This is a genomic window from Archangium primigenium, assembly GCF_016904885.1.
GTDB classification, from domain to species: domain Bacteria; phylum Myxococcota; class Myxococcia; order Myxococcales; family Myxococcaceae; genus Cystobacter; species Cystobacter primigenius.
On the sequence record NZ_JADWYI010000001.1, the window covers coordinates 4709621 to 4728953 of the forward strand.

9 protein-coding genes and 1 tRNA gene are annotated in these 19333 nt (G+C 68.4%); 4 read left to right on the top strand and 6 right to left on the bottom strand.

What is annotated here, in order from left to right:
• The first annotated feature begins 2 nt into the window (after positions 1 to 2).
• Entirely contained in the window at positions 3 to 3302 is a 3300-nt protein-coding gene (locus I3V78_RS19520; RefSeq protein WP_204489974.1) for an AAA domain-containing protein, read from the top strand.
• The gene (locus I3V78_RS19525; RefSeq protein WP_204489975.1) at positions 3293 to 4888 is read left to right on the top strand and encodes a hypothetical protein; all 1596 of its coding nucleotides are present in this window, start codon (positions 3293 to 3295) and stop codon (positions 4886 to 4888) included. Before I3V78_RS19520 ends, I3V78_RS19525 begins: the two co-directional genes overlap by 10 nt.
• A 56-nt stretch (positions 4889 to 4944) precedes the next feature.
• On the opposite strand, the gene I3V78_RS19530 is transcribed toward I3V78_RS19525, so the two are convergent.
• The 5 genes from I3V78_RS19530 to I3V78_RS19550 all read right to left on the bottom strand — a co-directional run bounded on the left by I3V78_RS19530 (position 4945) and on the right by I3V78_RS19550 (position 15319).
• Positions 4945 to 6666, bottom strand: coding sequence for an ATP-binding domain-containing protein (locus I3V78_RS19530; protein WP_204489976.1), 1722 nt, complete (start codon positions 6664 to 6666; stop codon positions 4945 to 4947).
• 6 nt (positions 6667 to 6672) lie between these two features.
• A complete protein-coding gene (locus tag I3V78_RS19535; protein WP_204489977.1) occupies positions 6673 to 12225 on the bottom strand; it encodes a protein NO VEIN domain-containing protein in 5553 nt (1850 codons plus the stop codon).
• Between the two features lie 902 nt (positions 12226 to 13127).
• A tRNA-Sec gene (locus I3V78_RS19540) sits at positions 13128 to 13223 on the bottom strand.
• Between the two features lie 113 nt (positions 13224 to 13336).
• Positions 13337 to 14236, bottom strand: coding sequence for an EcsC family protein (locus I3V78_RS19545; RefSeq protein ID WP_204489978.1), 900 nt, complete (start codon positions 14234 to 14236; stop codon positions 13337 to 13339).
• A gap of 6 nt (positions 14237 to 14242) precedes the next feature.
• Positions 14243 to 15319, bottom strand: coding sequence for a metallopeptidase family protein (locus tag I3V78_RS19550; protein WP_239576493.1), 1077 nt, complete (start codon positions 15317 to 15319; stop codon positions 14243 to 14245).
• Between the two features lie 104 nt (positions 15320 to 15423).
• Between I3V78_RS19550 and I3V78_RS19555 the strand changes: the two genes are divergently transcribed.
• A complete protein-coding gene (locus tag I3V78_RS19555; RefSeq protein ID WP_204489980.1) occupies positions 15424 to 15780 on the top strand; it encodes a response regulator in 357 nt (118 codons plus the stop codon).
• A 192-nt stretch (positions 15781 to 15972) separates the two neighbouring features.
• Positions 15973 to 17613, top strand: a complete 1641-nt coding sequence (gene groL / locus I3V78_RS19560) for a chaperonin GroEL (protein ID WP_204489981.1) — start codon at positions 15973 to 15975, stop codon at positions 17611 to 17613.
• Positions 17614 to 17725: 112 nt separating this feature from the next.
• Here the strand turns inward: groL and sinK are convergent, their stop codons facing one another.
• The gene (gene sinK / locus I3V78_RS19565; RefSeq protein ID WP_204489982.1) at positions 17726 to 19270 is read right to left on the bottom strand and encodes a hybrid histidine protein kinase/response regulator SinK; all 1545 of its coding nucleotides are present in this window, start codon (positions 19268 to 19270) and stop codon (positions 17726 to 17728) included.
• Positions 19271 to 19333 lie beyond the last annotated feature (63 nt).

Below are 19333 nucleotides of genomic sequence, written 5' to 3' on the forward strand. Positions count from 1 at the left end.
TCGTGAACCACCATCGCAACTTCCTGCATTGGACCATCGGCTTTACCCGCTCCTGGCCCGTCCGTTGCCCGGCGAGTGAGCTCCCTCCCGCGGACCGTGAAAGGCTCCACCGCTGGGGCCAGGTGGTGGACGGTCCCCGGCTCACCCTTCTGGTGGAAGGCAAGCATGTGCCGCTCTCGTTTCCGAATCCGGCCCTCGTGCGCGAGGTGCGGCAGGCCCTCCGGCAGGCCAGCCCTCCAGTGGCCTTCCGCATCCGGCTCGAGAAGGAGGCGGACCGCACGGATTCGTGGGCCGGTGAGCTGGAGCTGGTGCAGACCTCCCTGCCGGCCTCCCTCGAGGGCACCGTCGGGATTGTTTTCCCGGAGGCTCTCTGGGGGAGCCTGCCGGACACGGAGCGTCAGCGGGTGTTGGGGGGAATCCGGGGGGCGTTGACCTTCGAATGTGGCGGAGCGCCCACGCTCGTGGTGGATGCGCCCCTGCTGTCGCTGGAGTCAGAGCGGGGGGCTCCGCGGCTTGAGCTCGTCCTCGATGACCGACGTCGCCTCGTGGTGCGGATCGACGGGGTCCCGGGGCAGCAGTGGCTGGTCGTGGAGGCCATCCAGCCAGCCAAGGGAGGAGTCGAGCTGCATGCCGGGCGGCTCATCTCCCTGCAACGCGAGCCGGTGCTCACCGTCTCCGAGTCGACCGGGCCGCGCTCGGACCTGACCGCGCTGGTGCCACCGACCCAGGAGCTCCTGCGCGCGTGGCTGCAGTACGAGGGGCTCGAGTATGCGCGGGACCAGGAACTCTTCGAGCGTCGCGGCGAAGCGCCTCTGGAGTTCAACGAGATGGAGATCGCGGACTCCGAGAGCTTCGACGTGGCGATTGTCAATGCCACGGCCGCCGAGCAGTGGCTCGGAGAGCGAGGGCGCATGGGCGGCAATCTCGGCATCGACGTGCAGGTCGCCGCCATGGCTGGAAACGAGCCTCCGCGGCTGGCGATCCTTGAGCGCTTTCTCGAGCGCAAGGACGAGGGACGGCTCTTCGCGCGCCTGCGCTTCGAATCGGAGTCGGATCGGCCGCCGACCCTGGGGCGCATCCTGGTCCGGGAGAACCAGGGGTCCGCGTCCGCGCGCAAGCGCCGCGCCAAGGTTCTCGAGCGGCTACGGAGCGGAAAGTTCGCCAGCCCCCGGCTCCTGGAGCACCTGCTCGACCCCTCAAGGGTTCAGCCCGTCACCGCGAAGCTGGAGACATTTCTCCGGAAAAATCGCAAGAAGTCGCTGGAGGAGCGGCAGGCCGAGGCGGTCGCCAAGGCCGCGAAGCTGCCCGCGCTGTTGCTCATCCAGGGACCCCCGGGCACGGGAAAGACGGAGGTCATCGTGGAGCTCGTGCACGAGCTCCGGGCCCGTTATGGAGAGCGCCAGGAGGGGGTGGGGCCCTTCCGGGTCCTGATCGCGGGAGCCCACAACGATGCCGTGAAGAACGCCTTCCGCCGCCTGGACGGCATGGTGGTTCGCGTGGTGACGGCGGAGAAACAGGAGCAAACCTCGCTTGAGGAGCAGAGTGCCCGGCGCGGTCAGGACATCGCCAGAAAGGCCCGGGCGCGGATCGCGGGCAGCGTGACCTTCCAGCTCATTCAAGCGCAGAGGGAGCTCCGGGATCGGCTCGTCCTCGCTCGGCGGGCCATCCTCGACAGCGGCGTGGAGCAGGCGATGCCGCGCCTGGCCGAGTTGGTGGAGATGGGGCTCGAGCGGCTGTTGACCGGCAGCCACCTCCAGGAACTCCAGGCGCTGCTGGGTCGGCTCGAGGCGCTCCGGAGCGCGGCGGAGTGCGCACCGGCTCGGGACGAGGGGAGCGCCGCGGTGAGCGCCGCGCTCCAGCGGCTTGTTCAGGTTCCGCTCCCCGGACCCGGCGCGAGTCCGACGGCCCTGCTGGCACCCCTCGGGGAGCTCGAGGCGGCGCGGGAGGCCGTCTTGAGCAGCCAGGAGACCCTCTCCGAGGAGTTGCTCCTCCAGGCGGATGCCTGGCTCTCGCTGAAGCCCCGCATCGAGCAGGCGGTGAATCGTGGGAGCGGCTGGAGCCAAGCGTTGCACGCGCGCGCGGCCGAGTTAGTCCGGATGGAGGTCCTCCCTTCTGATCCCTCCCCGCCCGCCGCGAGTACGCCCACGGTGCACGAGGAGGTGCTGCACTCCCTTGAGCGTGAGGGCCTGCTGTGGTGCGAGGAGGCGCTTCGGCTGATCTCCGGGCAGCTGACGGAGCTGATGCGGCGGGAGGAGGTCGTACTCGACCAGTGGATCCGCGCGTTGGAGGAGGATCCCCGCCTCTTTCATACGCTTCAGTCCACGTACGCGCCCATCTCCGCCGCGACCTGTCAAAAGGCCGCCGACACGCTCGACGCGGAGGATGACTTCTACGACGTCGTCATCGTGGATGAGGCCGCGCGGGCGGGGATCGACGTGTTGATTCCCATGGCGCTCGGGCGACACGTCATCCTGGTGGGAGACCACCGGCAGCTGCCTCCGTATGTCGAGGAGCAGATCTGGCGGCAGCTCGATAGCGGACTCCAGGAGCGTGTCGACATGGGGTCCTCCCTCTTCGACTGGCTCCGGCAGCGGCTGCCGAAGGAGAACTTCATCGCGCTCGACAAGCAGTTCCGGATGCACGAGGAGATCGGCCGCCTAGTCTCAAGGGCCTTCTATGAGCCCGAGGTCGTGCTCCGGCACCACTGGGAGGGCCCGCGGGCCGAGGAGCGCAAGCTCGACCTGGGGCTCTTCGGCAATCAACCCACCGTGTGGGTGGACACGAAGGATCGGCCTGACAAGGAGTGCGACTGCAACGAGGAGAACGGGTACGAGGAGGAGGTGATCTTCAAACTCCTGGAGTCGATTCCGCGCGAGAAACTCAGCGCCTTGCGTGAGAAGCACGGGGCGGTTCCCATCGCGGTGCTCGCGTTCTACAAGCGGCAGCGGCAGCGCCTGGAGGAGCGCCTCCTGAGCAAGCCCTCCTGGCTGAGGGAGGCCGTGGAGATCACCACCGTCCAGAGCTCCCAGGGGCGCGAGTTTCCGCTGGTCCTCATCGCCACGACAAAGAGTACGCGGCAGCGGAAGATCGGCTTCCTCAAGGATCAGAGCTCGGCCAACGTGGCCATCTCGCGTGCGCAGTCCCAGGTCATCATCCTCGGCGACTCGGAGACGCTCGCGGCGGAGCAGCACGGGCGAGGAGAGCCGCCGTGGCGGAAGGTGTTCGGTCTGCTTCAAATCCAGAGCGTCGAGCTGCCTTCCCCGAACATCGTCCTCGCTTCAGAGGTGCGCTCATGGACTTGAACCAGCTCCAGCCCCGCAGTGTCTGGGTGGAATTGCCCTCGCGGTGGATTCGTGTCGTGGCCCGCTTCTCGCGACCGCGCTCGCTGGACCCCCTCGAGTCGACCATCCTCCAGCTTGTCGGGCTGATCCCCCGGACAGACGCCGAGCTGGCTGAGATGCTCGGGGACATGCCGGTGGAAGTGGTCACCTCGGCCCTGCGCACGTTGCAGGCGATGGACCGGGTCCACGAGCAACCCGGGGATGTCCCGCGCTGGATGGCACCGCCCGAGCCCATGGACGGGCTGGAGGACCCGGAGGTGGGGTGGGTGGCGCTCTGTCCCCATCGGGAGGCCGTCATCCCCGAGCTTCTGCCCGGTCATGCTCCCCGTCAGGTGAGGAAGGAGCCTGGTGGCCACCAGGAACTCTTCTTGGATGAGAGCGGCATTCAGCCCGAGTTGCCCGACGGTATTCCGGAGCTGCTGCGGCGGGCCGTCCGGTTCGGGATGTCACGCCTCGTGAAGGTCGAGCACGACGAGGGCCGCTCAACGGGGGCTCCTGGGGACTGGCAACCACTCTCGGTCGGTGCCATGGACGCGGAGCGTGGGCCACGTGTGACCTCGCTGCTCGTGGACTGGGAGCAGCAGGGGAAGAAGCCCACGGTGGTGCAGCAGACGCGGACCTGCTGGGCGCTGCTGGAGATTCTCCCGGGTCTGACAGGCCGCACCACGCTCATCTTCCACGAGCCCCAATGGGTCCCGGAGCTGGACGGTGTGCGCCCGATTTCTCCACTCCTGGGGGGATGGATCCAAGAGCACCTGCCGGGCACGTGGCGGCGGATAGAGCAGTTGCAGCGGGAGGTACGGGTCGACCACTCTTGGGTGCTCCAGCTCGCGAACATCAAGGACATGGACTCGCTTGAGGCGCTCGTCGACCGGCACCGCTCCGGGTGGAGGACGAAGCTCCCGGGGGCCGAGGACTTCTTCCTGGGATGGGGAGACCCACAGCTCAAGGACTTGCTGCGCGATGCACACCGCTGGCTGCTGTTGTGGCAACAGCGGCCAGGGTTCGTCCGCCAGGCCGTCGATGCCTACGGACACGCCATCGAGCGGCTGGCACAGGTACTGGCACTTCAATCGTTGCCCGCGCTGCGACGCTGGGCGGAGCGGTGGCGGGCTTCGAAGGATGATGCACGGGCAACTCAGCAAGCGCACTGGGTCTCGGGCAGATCCGCCTACGTGGGGGCGCTTGCTCGCGTGGGGCTCGTGGATGCGCTGAAGACCTCCGAGGAACATCTCCGCAGGGCGCTGAAGAACCTGAAGTCACTGCCCGAGGCGCTCGAACAGCATCAGGGGGCGGGTAGCTCCATCACGCTCTGGTTGTTGCCGCTGTTCCTCGCCGAGGAGGCCGAGCGGACTGCTTTGGCGGCCCGGCTGGGACGCATCGTGAGTCGTGAGCCCATGGCGCTGACGCTGTTGGCCGAGTTGATCCTCTTGCGCAATGACGCCGCGCACTCGCGGTTGGAGCCGAGCATGCGGCCGGATCGGGCCGACGAGCACCTCGCGCACCTGTTGTGGGCGTTGAGCGCGGGCCTGGCCGAGGAGGGCTGACCAGAGCACTCCTGCGGGGGCCTGCAGTTGGGGCGCGGCCGCCCCCGGGAGTGGCGTTACGAAAGCGTGGGCGCCATCAAAGTCCGGCAGGACACCTCTCGGCCCACCAGGTAGAGCCGGGACTTGGCCCGCGAAAAGGCGACGTAGATGACCTCGCGGTCGTTCCGCGGATCCAACTCGTCGAGGCCCCATACGAAGAGCACCCCTGCCTCCAATCCCTTGTAGCGGTGGACCGTGTCCATCAGCACCGTGTTCTTCGTGCGGTGCACCTCCTCGGTCCACTTGACGCCGTTGGGCAGGAGCCGGTGCTTCAGCAGATCGTAGTAGGTGCGCTTGGCCTTGTTGTCGGCCACGAGGATGACGATCTCCTCGGGGGAGACACGGTGTTCGCGCAGGAGTTGTGAGACCTTCTGGTGGATGTGCGCGGCCTGCTCCTGGGGACGGTCCGCGAGCATCGTTTCGAGCGGAGCACCGTCGATTTCACACGGGTCGGTCGGGTCGCCGTGGAAGTACCGATAGGCCGCCTCGTGGATGTAGCGCGTGTTCCGGCAATTCCTCGTCAGGACGAACGGCTCTTCCTTGATGGGGCACTTCTGCAGGCGTTGGTAGACCGCCTGGTTCTGGTCGTAGAAGACCATGAAGACCGGGTCCTTCGAGTGCTCGAGGAGCATCTCCAAGGGCAGCCAGTAATCGGAACCGAAGTCCTGGCCCTCGTCGACGATGATGGCGTCGAAGGTCTCCTGCCACTCCCCGGCGGCCAGGGCGAGCGCGTACGGGTAGTTCGTGGCGAAGTCATCCGCCCCTGGGTTGGCGCTCCGGGCCTCCTCGAGCAGGTTCTGGCCCGTGCGCCGCTCGATGTCCCTCACGGCCCAATCGCACAACTGGTGGTAGTTCATGGGCAGCAATCCGGGCACATCCGACGCTGTCGCCTTGAGGTACTCCGCCAGGGGGCGGTTCAAACAGAGCAGGAGCGTCCTCCGTCCCTCCCGCGCGAGCCGCCGCGCCTGCTCCAACGCGAGCACGGTCTTCCCGGTGCCCGCGCCGCCACAGATTCGCGCCTGCTTGCGCGCGCCCAGGGAACGCAACAGGCGCGACTGCTCGTCCGTCAGGCGGATGCGCCTGCGCTCCTCGTCCTCGAGCTGGACGGCCATGAGCGCGCGCGCCTCGACCGGGTCGCTGAAGAGCTTCTTGACCACGTCCAGGCCATCGGTCCCCAGCGGGCGGAACCGCGTATCCTGGCCCGTCCAGTAGCCGGTGACACGGTCGTACCAGGCCTGCAGACCCTTGAGCTGCTCCCGCCCTCCCACCATCTCCGGGGCGAGCTCCGGGCAGACGAAGGGACGCACATCCCCCACGTCCGGGAAGAACACCGCGTGACCCGCGAGGATACGGTCATTGGAGCCGAGCCATCGGGGGTGTTTCAGAAGCTGCTCGAGGATGGCGTGCTTCTCCGTGCGCGCCTGCCAGATGGGATCATGAATCTCATTGCGGTGGCCGGCCTCGTTCGTCGAGTACCACTGGTCCACCTGGCGGTCGCGAAGGATCCCACCGCCCTTGACCTCGACGACCAGGAAGCCGCCCTGGGGATCGAAGATGACGAAGTCCGCCTCCCCATCCACGGGAGCCCGCATCGAGGACTGCCGGAGGAAACAAACGGAGTGGAACACCAGCAGCCGGGGATCGAGGTGATCCCGGCAGGCCCGATAGAAGCGGGCCTCCGCACGAGAGTGGGGCTCGTCGAGCTGCGCCTCGGTTCTTTGCGGAATCATCTGGGCCATGGCGTCTCAGGACTCCTTCGGCAGCAACTTCATCTTGTCGGACCGGTAGAGCACGGTCTTCGGGGACCCCTCCGGCTGCGTCAGCCGGAGGCGCAGGACCCGCTCCTCACCCTGGACGGAGGCGATCACCCACTCCGAGCCGTCCTCGAGGAGGATTCGCCCCCCGACCTCCGGGCGCGTGGGAACTGGCGCGGAGGGAGTAGCGACCGCCAGCCCTCGCCAGCCCGAGTCCAGGCGGAACTGGCCCACCTGGCTCGCCGGGTCATGGATGGGGTGCACCCTGGCGCCCGCTTCATCCCGCGCATGCTCCACGACGTACAACCAGAAGTCCTCGCGCAGCGTCCACGCCTGAGTGAACTGTCCCTGCGAGAGCCCGATGCCCGCCTCGGTCCACGGCCCGTTGATCCCCTTCACCTCGATGGTGCGTGTCTCGCTTCCGTCCTGTGACTCGACGGTGCATCCGAAGGCGTCGTCTCGCATCACCCGAGGCTGGCGCTGGGCCTCGCGCTCGTAGGCGAGCACGCGCTCCAGGGCGGCCCGCCGGAGCTCCGACAAGTCGGGCGCGGCTCCGCCATCACCCGGTCCATCGCCTCTGGGGCCCTTCGGCTCGAGGTAGGTGACGATGCGATTCTGGGGAGCGCCGTCCTGACGTGCGAAGTCCGAGCGGAAGGAGTGCCCATGGCCAGGCCGCGTCGGGGGTCGAACCTCCGTGGACGCCGAGGCGCCACCCACCTGGGGCCGCAGGTGTTCCGTGCCGATGAAGGTGGCTCCCCCCTCCGCGGCAACCTGGAGGGGGGCAACCTGGAGGGGGCTGAGGTTGGAGCCCTGGCCGGCGGACCCGGGCGCGAAGGGGGCGCGCCAGGGACGGACGTTCCGCACACGCGGCTCCGGCGGCGGAGACGGCGATTCCTCCTCGACGTAGGAGGACGGCTCCTCGTCTACCAAGGGCTCCTCCGCGTACTCCTCCGTGCCCTGCTCCGGAAGCTGCTCCGTGTACTCCGGGGGGACCTGCGGCGCGGTGTCGTCCGGCGGCGGTGGCTCCCCGAAGCTCTCGACAGCCTCCTGATCGTCGAGCTGAGGAACCTTGAGCCGTGTCAGCAGGGAGTCGATCTTCTCCGGAGCGCACTCGAGAATCATCTTGAGCTCCAGGAGATCGCCGAGTCGCTGGTCAGCGTCGAGCTCCTGGTTGATGGCCTTCGCGAGGAAGGAGGTCGTGAGCTCGGGCTCCTGTTCACTCAGGAAGATCGTCCTGTCCGTTGACCGGAAGTAGAAGTCCGCCTCCGAGGTTCCCACGAGCCGCGTCCCCAGCCAGAGCGCGGAGTGCAGGCGGGCGGCCGGGAACACGCGGGTGACGCTGAGCCAGCTTAGGGCTCCCTTTCGGTCGCGTTCATGCTTCGCCTGGATGAGGCGCCTCAGGCTGCGGGTGAGCTCCGGCGAGCGGAGGGTCTCCCCCAGCTCCTCGCACTTGGATACGAACTCCTGAGAGGTGGACGCGCGGGGTTCCTCGGAGAGCCGCTCCTCAAGCTTCTGGGACAAGCGCGGCACGCCCGCTGCGCGGAGCAACTCCGAGGGGACATCGGGAGCCACCAGGGACACCGCGCCGGCAACCAGCCGCCCGGAGTACCAGGAGGCATCATCCCGGAACACCTCCGTGGCCCGTGCGAGTCGCGCCCCCTGTACGGGCACCCACAACCGTTGGCGCAGCGACTCCGGCATCGCGGTGTCTTCGAAGCTCAAGCCCAGGCGGCGGAGCACCTCCAGGGCCTGCTTCATGAGCGTCGAGGGAAGGGGCGTCTCGCCCTGGCTCGTGGCCACGTCCTCGAGGAAGGAAATGTAATCCTCCTGGTTCGGTACCTCCGGGCGTCCCAGCGCGGCGTAGCCCGCGTCGATCGCCGACTCCGGCCGGAGCTGGACCCGCAGCGGCTCGAAGAATGGCACCTGCTCGAGGAAGACGTGTCGTGGTTTCCAGAACCGCTGGCGGCTCTTGTCCCAGATACACGGGCGGGTCGCATAGTGCGCCTGGATTCGCGCCATCTCGGCCGGGGCGGGAGCCGAAACGTATCTGCCCAGGTGCGTGTAGATCACCGTGAGCGAGCTTTCGAGGACTTCCCTCTCGGCCTTCAAGGCCCCCCGCTGCCAGCGCTCCAGCAGATGGTCGAAGTGCGCCATCACGAGTTCGAGCGGGACCGAGGTGGGCATCCCCAGCGCAGTGAGGAACCCGGAGGGCATTTTCGAGAACGCGGCGATCGGCCGCTGGCTGGCCACGAGGTGACCGAGGGAGGGAGGGAACAGCTCGGAGGGAGCGTAGAGGCGGAGCTCGGGGCCGGTGGCGGCGGCGTAGCGGCTCAGCGAAGCGGGCTCATCCTGAGCCGGAAGCCAGCGGCGGCGTGCGAGCGCCTGTGCCAGGGGCATCTGGGCCACCCTCCCGTCCTGGACGGTGGCGGTGCCGAGTTCGCTCCAGCGCTCGGAGATGTAGTCGTAGACGCGGAGCAGCCCGTCCGCCACGGCTCGCGGCCCCTCATTCGCGGCCCGTTGCACCAAGCGATCCACATGGCCGAGCAGATCCTGCGGCTTGGGCGCCGACGTCATCCCCAGAGAGGCGAAGAAGCCGCGCCACTGGTGGGCGAAGTCGGCGTAGGTCGCGCGGTCGTCGGGGAAGAGCGCGGCGTCACCGAGCACGTCCTCGATGAGCGGGACAGTCGGGTCGTACAGGCGCGCCGCCGGGTGAAGCCCTCCATCACGCCCTCGTACGAGCGAGGCTTGCGCGACCAGCCGTTGCAGCGCGGGACCCCCCGGGGGAACGGCCTTGTCGGCCTCGGCGCGTGCGCGCTCGAGGTTGTCGCGCACCCATGTGAGGACCCGTAGTTGCTCTGGGGGCGACAGCTGCGCATGGAGCGGGAGGAGGACCTCCTGGATCAGCCGATCACGGCTGAGCCGGGGAACACCGAGCTTGACGAGCAGCTTCTGCCACGGCTTGCCGGCCTTGAGCAGGCGCATGCTCCCAGTGGACAGCGGAGGCTTGGTGTCGGTGGGCAGGTAGACCTGCGGGACGTCCAGCGAGGTCAGCTGATCGTCCACCAGGGGGAAGATGGGGAGGGCACGCAGCCGTTTGATATGGGGGAGAGTCAACGCCTCCAGGGTCTCCGCCTGGGAGAGCAGGCCGAGGATGACGTCGTGAACGCCGGGGTCGTAGCTCCGCGCCCGCTCGGTCCACGAGTCCTTGTAGGCCGAGAGCGCCTCGATCAGCTCGGGGCCCCTCAAGGGCCGGATGCAGTCCTGCCCTTGGACCTGCGTAAACGCGCGAATGGCACGCATGAGCGCCTCGCCCCCACCCACCCGGGGGATGCTGAACGCATCGAGCGCATGACGCAGCCGCTTGTCCGCAACCTGCTCCTCGCTCGGCAGCAGCGGCGTGTCCGGCCGTGCGGGCCGATACAGGAAGCGCCCCTGCTCGTCCGGCACGAAGGCCAGCTCCTTCAATGCCGGCAACTGCACCCCAGCCGGATGGCTCGTCAGGTATTCGTAGAACCCGGCCAGCCAGCGCGTATTCGGCGGCTCGGAGGCCACGGGGTTCCAGGCACACGGTGACGTCGTCCCGAGTGCAGGAAGGACGGCCTTCACGCCCGAGATGACCCGCGCGGGGGTCATCTCCCACAGCCGTGCCTCGCGAATCTCGGTCAGCCCCGTCTCCTGGCGGAATGCGTCCTCGAGGAACCACAGGGGGTGGGGAAGGAGTGCGCGCTCGGCCTCATCCGCCAGGAAGAGGCTTGAGTGGCCGAACGTATGCAGCCGCCCATCGGCGAGGATGGCCAAGGGCAGCCCGATCAGCTCGCGGCCGTTCGGTTCATCCGAGCGGCAGAAGGCGAGCAGCTCGCGGACCCACTCGCGCCGGCGCAAGGCGGGGTCCTCCGCCAGCTCCAACGAGGTGTCTACGTCCTGCGGCTTGCGCAGGCGCTGCCGGAGCATCTGGGGCGTCAGGTACGTCGGTGGTGCCTTCGCCGCCGCGAAGCCGTCGAGGACGTGAGCGGGGAGCGGTGGCTCCGGGATGGCCATGCCGCTGGCACGCAGCGGCTCCTGCAGCCTCCGCACCCAGGCCGGAGGAGGCGGATGGAGCTCCCTGAGTGGGGCCCATGGCGCGGAGGGCCCCACGCACCGGATGACGCGCTCCCCGGCCAGGAGAGCGTAGACGTGCGGGTGCAGCGTGCGCAACACCTCCGGCAGGGTGCTCTCCGGGCTGGGGAACAGCTCGTAGAGCTGGCTCGCGGAGGCGGGCGCGACGTCCGTCGTCAGTGCGGCCATCAGCGCCGCGTACGCGGGAGCCACCGCATGCCGTAGGAGGGCTTGGTTCCAGAGGTACCGGGCCTTGTCCTTGCCGAGCAGGGTCTTGTCCGCGGTCAATCCCCGGCGGGCCGGGTCCACGTCGAAGTAGCCATTGATGTGAACGGGAAGGCCGCTGTCGCCGTCCGCCAGAGGAAGGCCGCAGTAGATCTTCCCCGGGATGCTCCTGGCCGCGAGCGATCCATTGGCGCCGCTCTCGAGCCGGGCCGCGGCACCAGCCCAGGGAATTGCCTTCTGCCCGTGCTGGCGCATGGCTTCCGCCGCCGCGCGCAGCTCCCCCTTCGTATCCGCGTAGAGGCCACCCACCACCCGCCAGAGCGCGGTCCGGGTCGTCTTCTCGTCCTCGACCTGGACCTGGTGCAGATAGCTCACGCGCTCCATGGGCTGCACGGCCTCACCCGAGGGAGGCGCCATGACCTTCCGGATGAGGTGACGGTGGGCGTCGACCGCCTCCGGTTCGAGCGTCTTGATGGAGCACCGATGACGCGTGTGTCCCTCGGGGGAGAGCTCGTCCACGTCGATGGAGAGGACGCGCTTCAGGAAGAGGATGAGCTCCTCTCCCATGTCCGCGAGCTGTCCGAAGAGCCGGTCACAATCTTCTTCCGTGAACGGTTCCTCGCAGATCTTGCTCCGATGTTCGGCGGTGCGCAGGGGCAGCCGGAAGATGGTGCCGTCGAAGGAGAGCTGTCCGGGTTCCAGGCCCGCCGCCTCGAACGGCTTCAGCAGGCCGGGCCACCGTTCCCACAGGCCCCGGGTCAGCTGGTAGCCAAAGCCCGAGACCTTCTTTCCGCGCAAGATCCTTTCGTGAGGATCGAAGACGATGAGCTGCTCCCGGGAGAGCAGACAGGGGTAGTCCGTCACGTTGTAGCAGGCGTTGAACCCCAGACCGAACCGCCCGGTCTTCGTTTCCTCGTGTAACTTCAAGCTGTCGCCAATGCGCCGGATGTTGGCGAAGTCCTCGTTCCGGAAGGTCTTGTCGTTGTGAACCAGCAGGGCCGGCCCTTGCAGCAGGGACAACTCGGGGACCGGCAGCGGCCCGGAATAGGTGCGCCGATCGAGGATGATCCGGACCCGGGAGGCTTCCGCATCGTCGGCGTTCTGGATGAACTCCTTCAGGATGCCGACGTTCTTCGGGTAGGTCTGGATGAGACCACGGATCCGGACAGTCAGGGGCTCGTATTGACCGACATCTGAAAGCTCGACGATCTCGTCCTCGACCATGCCGTGCGTTCTCTCCGCTGGGGGGCGCCATGTCGGGCCCGTTAGAGTGCGGGTTTTCGTCCGGACGGCAAGACGTCGCTGGACCTCCAACTCTGACAGGCACGAAGAAGGGAGCAGGCTGCCACCCGGGAAAATGGGTGTCGAGCGCCTGAAAGTTGGCAGCGCTGCTCCCAAGCCCCGGCACGAGACGGCTAACCCCTCCGGCGAACGCCTCCGGATTCGACTGAACTCCCTGGGAGCGCGGCCAGCTTGCCCGGTTGCTCTTGGCAGCTTCGGGCGAGAACCCCGGCTCGCCTACGGGAGATTTACGCGGAGTTGCGCAAGCTGCGCGAAATAGTCGGAGACATGCAGAACCGGAGCGCTAACGCGGCCCCGGTTCAAGCTTGAGGATTATCCCTCCGCAGCTCAGCTCTGAGGTGCTCGGCACCTGCGAGCTGGGCTGGCAACCGCGCCGTTTCGAGGCAGCGGCACTCCGAGCGGCTGCTGTACGGCGCCAAGCACATTGTCGCTCCGACCGTCCGTTGGTGTCGAGGGCCTCCAAGGAGGAGGAGGGATTGCTTCCATCCCATTGCCGGTGTCTCACCAGGACAGCGGGCTCGGTGTACCGAGTACGTCCAGAGCGGCGGACCAGCTTGGTTGCGCCAATCGCGGCCGCCTGACTGTCGGCTCTCGGCCCCCGATACCTTGCTGATGTGCGCGGGCTTGTTTCCCTGAGAGCACAGGGGCACGCTCGGCAACGTTCCGTCCCAACGCGCGCCCCAATTAGGGCCCGTAAAGGCAGGGGACGCAACCACCAGGGACGTAAAAGGGACGTAATCAAACGGACGCCCCCGAACGCAGGCGAACACTTGCGTCCGATGGCTCACCCGCTGCAAACGCCCATTTTTAGAGGGGAAACAGGTCGGTAGGACAGAGGAATCGAACCTCCCAGGGTCATGTCTCCATGCCCCCCACCGGTTTTGAAGACCGGGCCAGCCACCAGGTCCAGAGGTCCTACCGCGCGCGATTACCGCCGGAAACCCGAACGGACACAAGGGCATTGGCTCCTCGTGCGCTCACGGCGGATCCTCTCCATTCCGATGGAGGGGACCCGCGGACACGTCGGCGTCCGCTACGTGGTTTCGTACCCCTTGCCGAAGTCCGAAGGCTCCGCTGCTGTGGCCTCGATGAGTTCGGCCCCGTATTTGCGCGCGAGAAACCGCTCGCGGTACAGGAAGTAGGCCGCGTCACAGACCCTGGCGGTGTAGTGGGCGTTGAAGCCTCCCCCGAGCACGGCCCCCGCCGCCGGGATGACTTGCGCGAGTTTGGCCTTGGTGAGGCGAATCGCCAGGGCCTTCGCGATGCGCTGCGCGATCTGGACGAAGACGTGCTTCTCCAATTCCCGCCACGTCTTCTTCTGGGCCACCAATCGCGCGATCTTGACCAGCTGGGACATCGCCACGGCTTTCGCCGCGTCCGAGGGTGAGGAAGCCAGTCCGAGCACGTTGAGCGCGAAGAGCCGCTCCTCCTGCCGGCTCATGTCGAAGCCGTAGTAGGTCGCGTACTCGCCCACGGCCCGCAGGTTCAGCGTCAGGAGCGCGGTGACATCGGCCGCGATCGCGGCGCCTCCCACCACCGGACCGGCCATGCCCGCGGCCCCGGCTGCCGCGCCTCCCGCGAGCGCGAGCGACTTGTACTTCGTCGCGAGGAATCCAATCGCGCGGTCCGCGTGCTCCAGGTCCACCACGGCCAGCTCCGCCAGGCTGCCCACCGGCGGCTCGAACTCCGCGAGGATGGCCCGTGGACGAACCGTGAGCGCGGCACCGTCCCCCAGCAGTCCGATGAAACCGCCGAACGCTTTTTCAACGACCCACTCGACCCCGAGGGCCTTCATCGCGACGTCGCCCGCGGCGTCGATCGGCTTGTGGAGGAGCTTCATCGCCCGGTCCCACCGGGTCGGGGAGGGCCGCTTCCAGGCCTGGATCGCGCCGAGGGCGGCCTGCTCGTAATCCGAGGGCGTGGGGCCGGGCATGGGCGCTCAGTCCAGCCCGCGCTGCCACAGGTCGTCCTCGTCGAGCCCCATGAGGTGGCCGACCTCGTGCATCACCGTGATGCCAATCTGCTCGATGAGCTCCTCGCGCGTCTTGGCGAAGCGCTCCAGGTTCTTCTGGTAGAGCACGATGGAGGCGGGGTAGGGGTCGAAGGTGCCCAGGATGCTGTGGCGCTCGCCCACCGGCGAGCCGCGGAACACGCCGAGGATGCACGGCGACAGGGGCGGCGTGTCGCCCATCAGGTCATCGTCCTTGGGCAGGTCCTCCACCGCCAGCGTCACGTTGTCCATGTACTTCTTCACGTGCGCGGGCAGCGCCTTCACCGCGGCCTCCACCGCCTGGTCGAAGGCCTTCTCCCCCAGCTCCACCGGTGGCGGGAAGTCCTCGGGCGACAGCGCCTGGGCCCGCTCGAAGCGCCGGCGCGCCTCCTTCATGTCGCTGCGCCGCTCCGCCAGCAGCCCGAGGTAGTGGTGCGCCCAGGGCTCGTCCTCGGTGTCGGCGAGGATGTCCTCGAAGGCCGACTGGGCCTCGCTGAAGCGGCACAGCTCGAACAGGGCGATGGCCCGCTCCAGCAGCGCCTCCAGCGCGCCCGGCACCTCGGCGAGCGCCGCGTCCAGACTCGTCAGGGCGCGCGCACATTCCCCTACCTGGTTGAATCCAATGCCCTCCAAGAGGAGCAGCTCGAAGAGCACCTCCGTGTCTCCGGCGCGCTGGGCCAGCTTGCGGCCCCGGGCGCACAGGGCGAGCCCGTCTTCCACGGCCTCGCGATCATCGCCCGCCCGGGTGATGAGGCAGTCGGCCGCGGCGAGCAGGAGGTCCACGTCGTCCGGGGCTTCCTCCAGGGCGCGGGCGTAGTCCTCGAGGGCCTCGTCCACGCGTCCCAGTTCCGTCAGGGCCGCCGCGCGCCAGTGCAGGGCCTCGGGGTGCTCCTGGGTCTCGGTCACCAGGGCCTCGGCCCGGGCCAGGGCCTCCGCGAACGCGCCGCGCTCGAACAGGGCCTCCAGCTCGCCCCGGCGCGTCTCCATGTCCAACGGCGCCCCCCGCTTCGACGTCCGCTTCCTCATGGGGGGCGACATACGGACCCCTTGCGCGCGTTGTCAACGTACCTCACGGCTGTTACCTTCCGCCGCCGCCCCCGCCTGCCTCTTCGCCCAGTCCATAAGGGTCCGTGAACATTCTGGTCGTGGATGATGATGTCGAGTTGTGCACGTTGCTCTCCCGGTTCCTGGAGAAGCACGGGTACACCGTGTTTTCGGCGGCCGACGCCTTGCAGGCCCTGGACATCCTCGAGCGACACGAAGTGGGGCTCATCATCAGCGACTACCGGATGCCCCACATGGACGGCATCCAGTTCACCGCGATGCTCAAGGCGGACCCGCGCCACCGCAGCACCCAGGTCATCCTCATGACGGGCAACGCCGACGGCAACGTGCAGGACAAGGGCCTGCGCAAGGGCGTGGCCATGACGCTGGAGAAGCCCCTGGACTTCAACCAGCTGCTCAACCTCGTGCGCTTCGCCGAGTAGCGGCCCGGGGGCCCGCCAGGCGAGCCCATGAGGTGCCCGGCGGGGTGGGGCGGGCGTCGGCTCGCCCACAGCCGGTGCCTTCCGTGTTGACAAGCCGGGTCGGTCTCTTATTTTGGCGCTCGCCTGGGTCGAGTGCCAACGGCGTGCTCCGGACCCCCGCTTCAGATTCTTCAATCATTCCTGGAGGTTACAATGGCAGCGAAAGAGATTTTCTTCCACCAGTCGGCCCGTGACGCGATCCTGCGCGGGGTGCGCATCCTGTCGGACGCGGTGGCGGTGACGCTCGGGCCCAAGGGCCGCAACGTGGTCATCGAGAAGTCGTTCGGCTCGCCCACGGTGACCAAGGACGGCGTGACGGTCGCCAAGGAGATCGATCTCGAGAACAAGTTCGAGAACATGGGCGCCCAGATGGTCAAGGAGGTCGCCTCCAAGACGTCGGACAAGGCGGGTGACGGCACCACGACGGCGACGGTGCTCGCGCGCGCCATCTACGAGGAGGGCCTGAAGCTGGTGGCCGCGGGCCACAGCCCGATGGACCTCAAGCGCGGCATCGACAAGGCCGTGGAGACGGTGGTGGCGGAGCTCAAGACGCTCTCCAAGTCCACGGGCGACAAGAAGTCCATCGCGCAGGTGGGCACCATCTCGGCCAACGGCGACGAGACGATCGGCACCATCATCGCCGACGCCATGGAGAAGGTGGGCAAGGAGGGCGTCATCACGGTGGAGGAGGCCAAGGGCCTGGAGACCACCCTGGACGTGGTCGAGGGCATGCAGTTCGACCGCGGCTACCTCTCGCCCTACTTCGTGACGAACCGCGACCGCATGGAGGTCGTGCTCGAGGACGCCTTCATCCTCATCAGCGAGAAGAAGGTCTCGGCGATGCAGGACATGATCCCGATCCTCGAGCAGGTGGCGCGCTCGGGCAAGCCGCTGCTCATCATCGCCGAGGACGTGGAGGGCGAGGCCCTGGCCACGCTCGTGGTGAACAAGATCCGCGGCGTGCTCAACGTGGCGGCGGTGAAGGCGCCGGGCTTCGGTGATCGCCGCAAGGATCTGCTCAAGGACATCGCCACGCTGACCGGTGGCCAGGTGGTGAGCGAGGAGCTGGGCCACAAGTACGACGCGCTCACGCTCAACGATCTGGGCCGCGCCAAGCGCATCACCATCGACAAGGACAACACCACGATCGTCGACGGCGCGGGCAAGAGCGCGGACATCGAGGGCCGCATCAAGCTCTTGCGCGCGCAGGTGGAGACGACCACCAGCGACTACGATCGCGAGAAGCTCCAGGAGCGTCTGGCGAAGCTGGCCGGCGGTGTGGCGGTCATCCACGTGGGCGCGGCGACCGAGACGGAGATGAAGGAGAAGAAGGCGCGCGTCGAGGACGCGCTGCACGCGACGCGCGCGGCCGTGGAGGAGGGCATCGTCCCCGGCGGTGGCGTGGCCTACCTGCGCTGCCTGGGCGCGCTGGACAAGCTCAAGCTGGGCGGCGAGCTGGACTTCGGCGTGGACATCATCAAGAAGGCGCTGCAGGAGCCGCTGCGCAAGATCGCGAGCAACGCGGGCCTCGAGGGCGCCGTCATCATCAACAAGGTGCGCGAGGGCCAGGGCGCGTTCGGCTACAACGCCCGCACGGACGTGTTCGAGGACCTGGAGAAGGCCGGCGTCATCGATCCGACCAAGGTGGAGCGCACCGCGCTGCAGAACGCGGCGTCCGTCGCCTCGCTGCTGCTGACGACCGAGGCCATGGTCGCCGAGCGCACCAAGAAGAAGGGCAAGGGCGCGGCGGCTGGCGGCGCGCCGGACTACGGCGGCGACGACATGGACTACTGAGTCCCGCCTGAAGCCCTTCCCGGGCCCCTGATGGGCTCGGGAGGAGCTTCGGGAGTCGAGCGGCCCCGGTGGCCTCTTCCTCGCGGGAGAGGGCACCGGGGCCGTGGTGCGTTCAGGGGCTGGGCTTGAGCAGGCGCGCGAGCTCGCGGCCGAGCTCGCGCGGCTCCAGGTCCCGGGGCAGGCAGCCCGAGGCGCCCGCGCGCAGGGCCTCGAGCATCGTCTCCTGGGAGAGGAACTCGGCGAGCACCACGAAGGGCGCGCCCTGGCCCAACCGCCGGGCGACCTCCAGGGCCTGCCGACCATGGGCGGTGGTGAAGTCCCAGCTCACCACCACGGCCGCGGGCGGCTCGGCGGGCAGCTCGCCAGGCACGGTGGGCAGGACACGGGCCTCGAGGCCCATCAGGGCGAGGGCCTCGGTGAGGCGCCGCGCGGAGGTGGGGTTGTCCTCGAGCACGTCCACGCGCCGTCCTCCCGGACGCAGGTGCCGCGCGCCCGCCGGTGGGGTGGCGAGCGCCGCGCGCAGCTTCGCGCGCACCTCGCGGATGTCGTCGAAGGGCTTGAGCAGGTAGTCGAGCACGCCCAGTTCCAGCGCCTGCTGCGCCGTCACGAGCGAGGGGTAGCCCGTCATCAGGATGACGCGCGAGTGGGGATCGAGCCGGCGCGCCCGCTGGGCGAGCTCCAGGCCCGACAGGCCCGGCAGGTTCTTGTCGGTGACGATGAGATCCACGCCCCCGCGCTCGAGCCAGGCGAGCGCCTCCTCGGCGTGGGGCGCCTCGATCACCTCGCACTCGCGGCCCATGAGGTCGCGAAAGACGCTGCGGATGATCTCCTCGTCATCCACCACGAGCAGGCGATGGCGCTGGGGCGCGGCCTGCGCGGCGGGCTCCGGGGCAGGCGCTTCGCGGGAGACTGGGATGGGGAAGCGCACCCGGAAGACGGTGGAGGGGGTGGGGGAGAGCGGCAGGACATCGGAGGGCGCGAGATCGAGCTGGGCCTGGTGCTCGTGCGCGATGCGCCGGCACACGGCGAGCCCCAACCCCGTGCCGCGCTTGCTGCCCGTCACGTAGGGCTCGAAGAGGCGGGCCCGCACGGCATCGGGAATGCCCCGGCCCCAGTCCGCCACGTACATGATGGGGGCGAGCCCCTCGCGCGTGAGCACCACCTTGACCAGGCCGGGGCCGGCCGCCGCGTCGCGCGCGTTGTTGAAGAGGTTGAGGGCGAGCTGCTCCAGGAGCCGACCATTGCCCTCGACGACGAGCTCCTCGGGCGCGTCCACCTCCAGGCGGATGCGGGCGGACTCGGGGTTGAGGGCGAAGGCGCGCGCGGCCGCCTGGACATGCGCCACCAGCGACACGGGCTGCTGGGGCGCGGGCCGCTCGCTGGCCAGGCGGATGAAGTCGGAGATGATCTGCTCCATCCGCTCCACCTGCGCGAGCACCTGCTTGAGCGCGCCGCGCGGGCCAAGCTCCTCGGTGAGCAGTTGGGCGTAGGCCTTCACGCCCAGCAGCGGTTGACGCAGCTCATGCAGCACCTCGGCGGCGAGCTGGGTGGAGCCCACGCGGGTGCGTTGCAGTTCCTCGGCGGCGGTTCTCGCCGCTCGCAGATCGCCTGCGTCCAGGGCCTCGAGCAGGAGTGCGAGCGGGGACGGGGTGTCCATGGCCGCGAGCATCGCCGAGCCACCGGCCCGACCGCAACGCGAGGCATTTTATTCCCAAACGGC

Coding starts and splice junctions, on each gene's coding strand:
- I3V78_RS19525 (WP_204489975.1), top strand. CDS start 3,293: ATGGACTTGAACCAGCTCCAGCCCCGCAGTGTCTGGGTGGAATTGCCC.
- I3V78_RS19530 (WP_204489976.1), bottom strand. CDS start 6,666: ATGGCCCAGATGATTCCGCAAAGAACCGAGGCGCAGCTCGACGAGCCC.
- I3V78_RS19535 (WP_204489977.1), bottom strand. CDS start 12,225: ATGGTCGAGGACGAGATCGTCGAGCTTTCAGATGTCGGTCAATACGAG.
- I3V78_RS19545 (WP_204489978.1), bottom strand. CDS start 14,236: ATGCCCGGCCCCACGCCCTCGGATTACGAGCAGGCCGCCCTCGGCGCG.
- I3V78_RS19550 (WP_239576493.1), bottom strand. CDS start 15,319: ATGAGGAAGCGGACGTCGAAGCGGGGGGCGCCGTTGGACATGGAGACG.
- groL (WP_204489981.1), top strand. CDS start 15,973: ATGGCAGCGAAAGAGATTTTCTTCCACCAGTCGGCCCGTGACGCGATC.
- sinK (WP_204489982.1), bottom strand. CDS start 19,270: ATGGACACCCCGTCCCCGCTCGCACTCCTGCTCGAGGCCCTGGACGCA.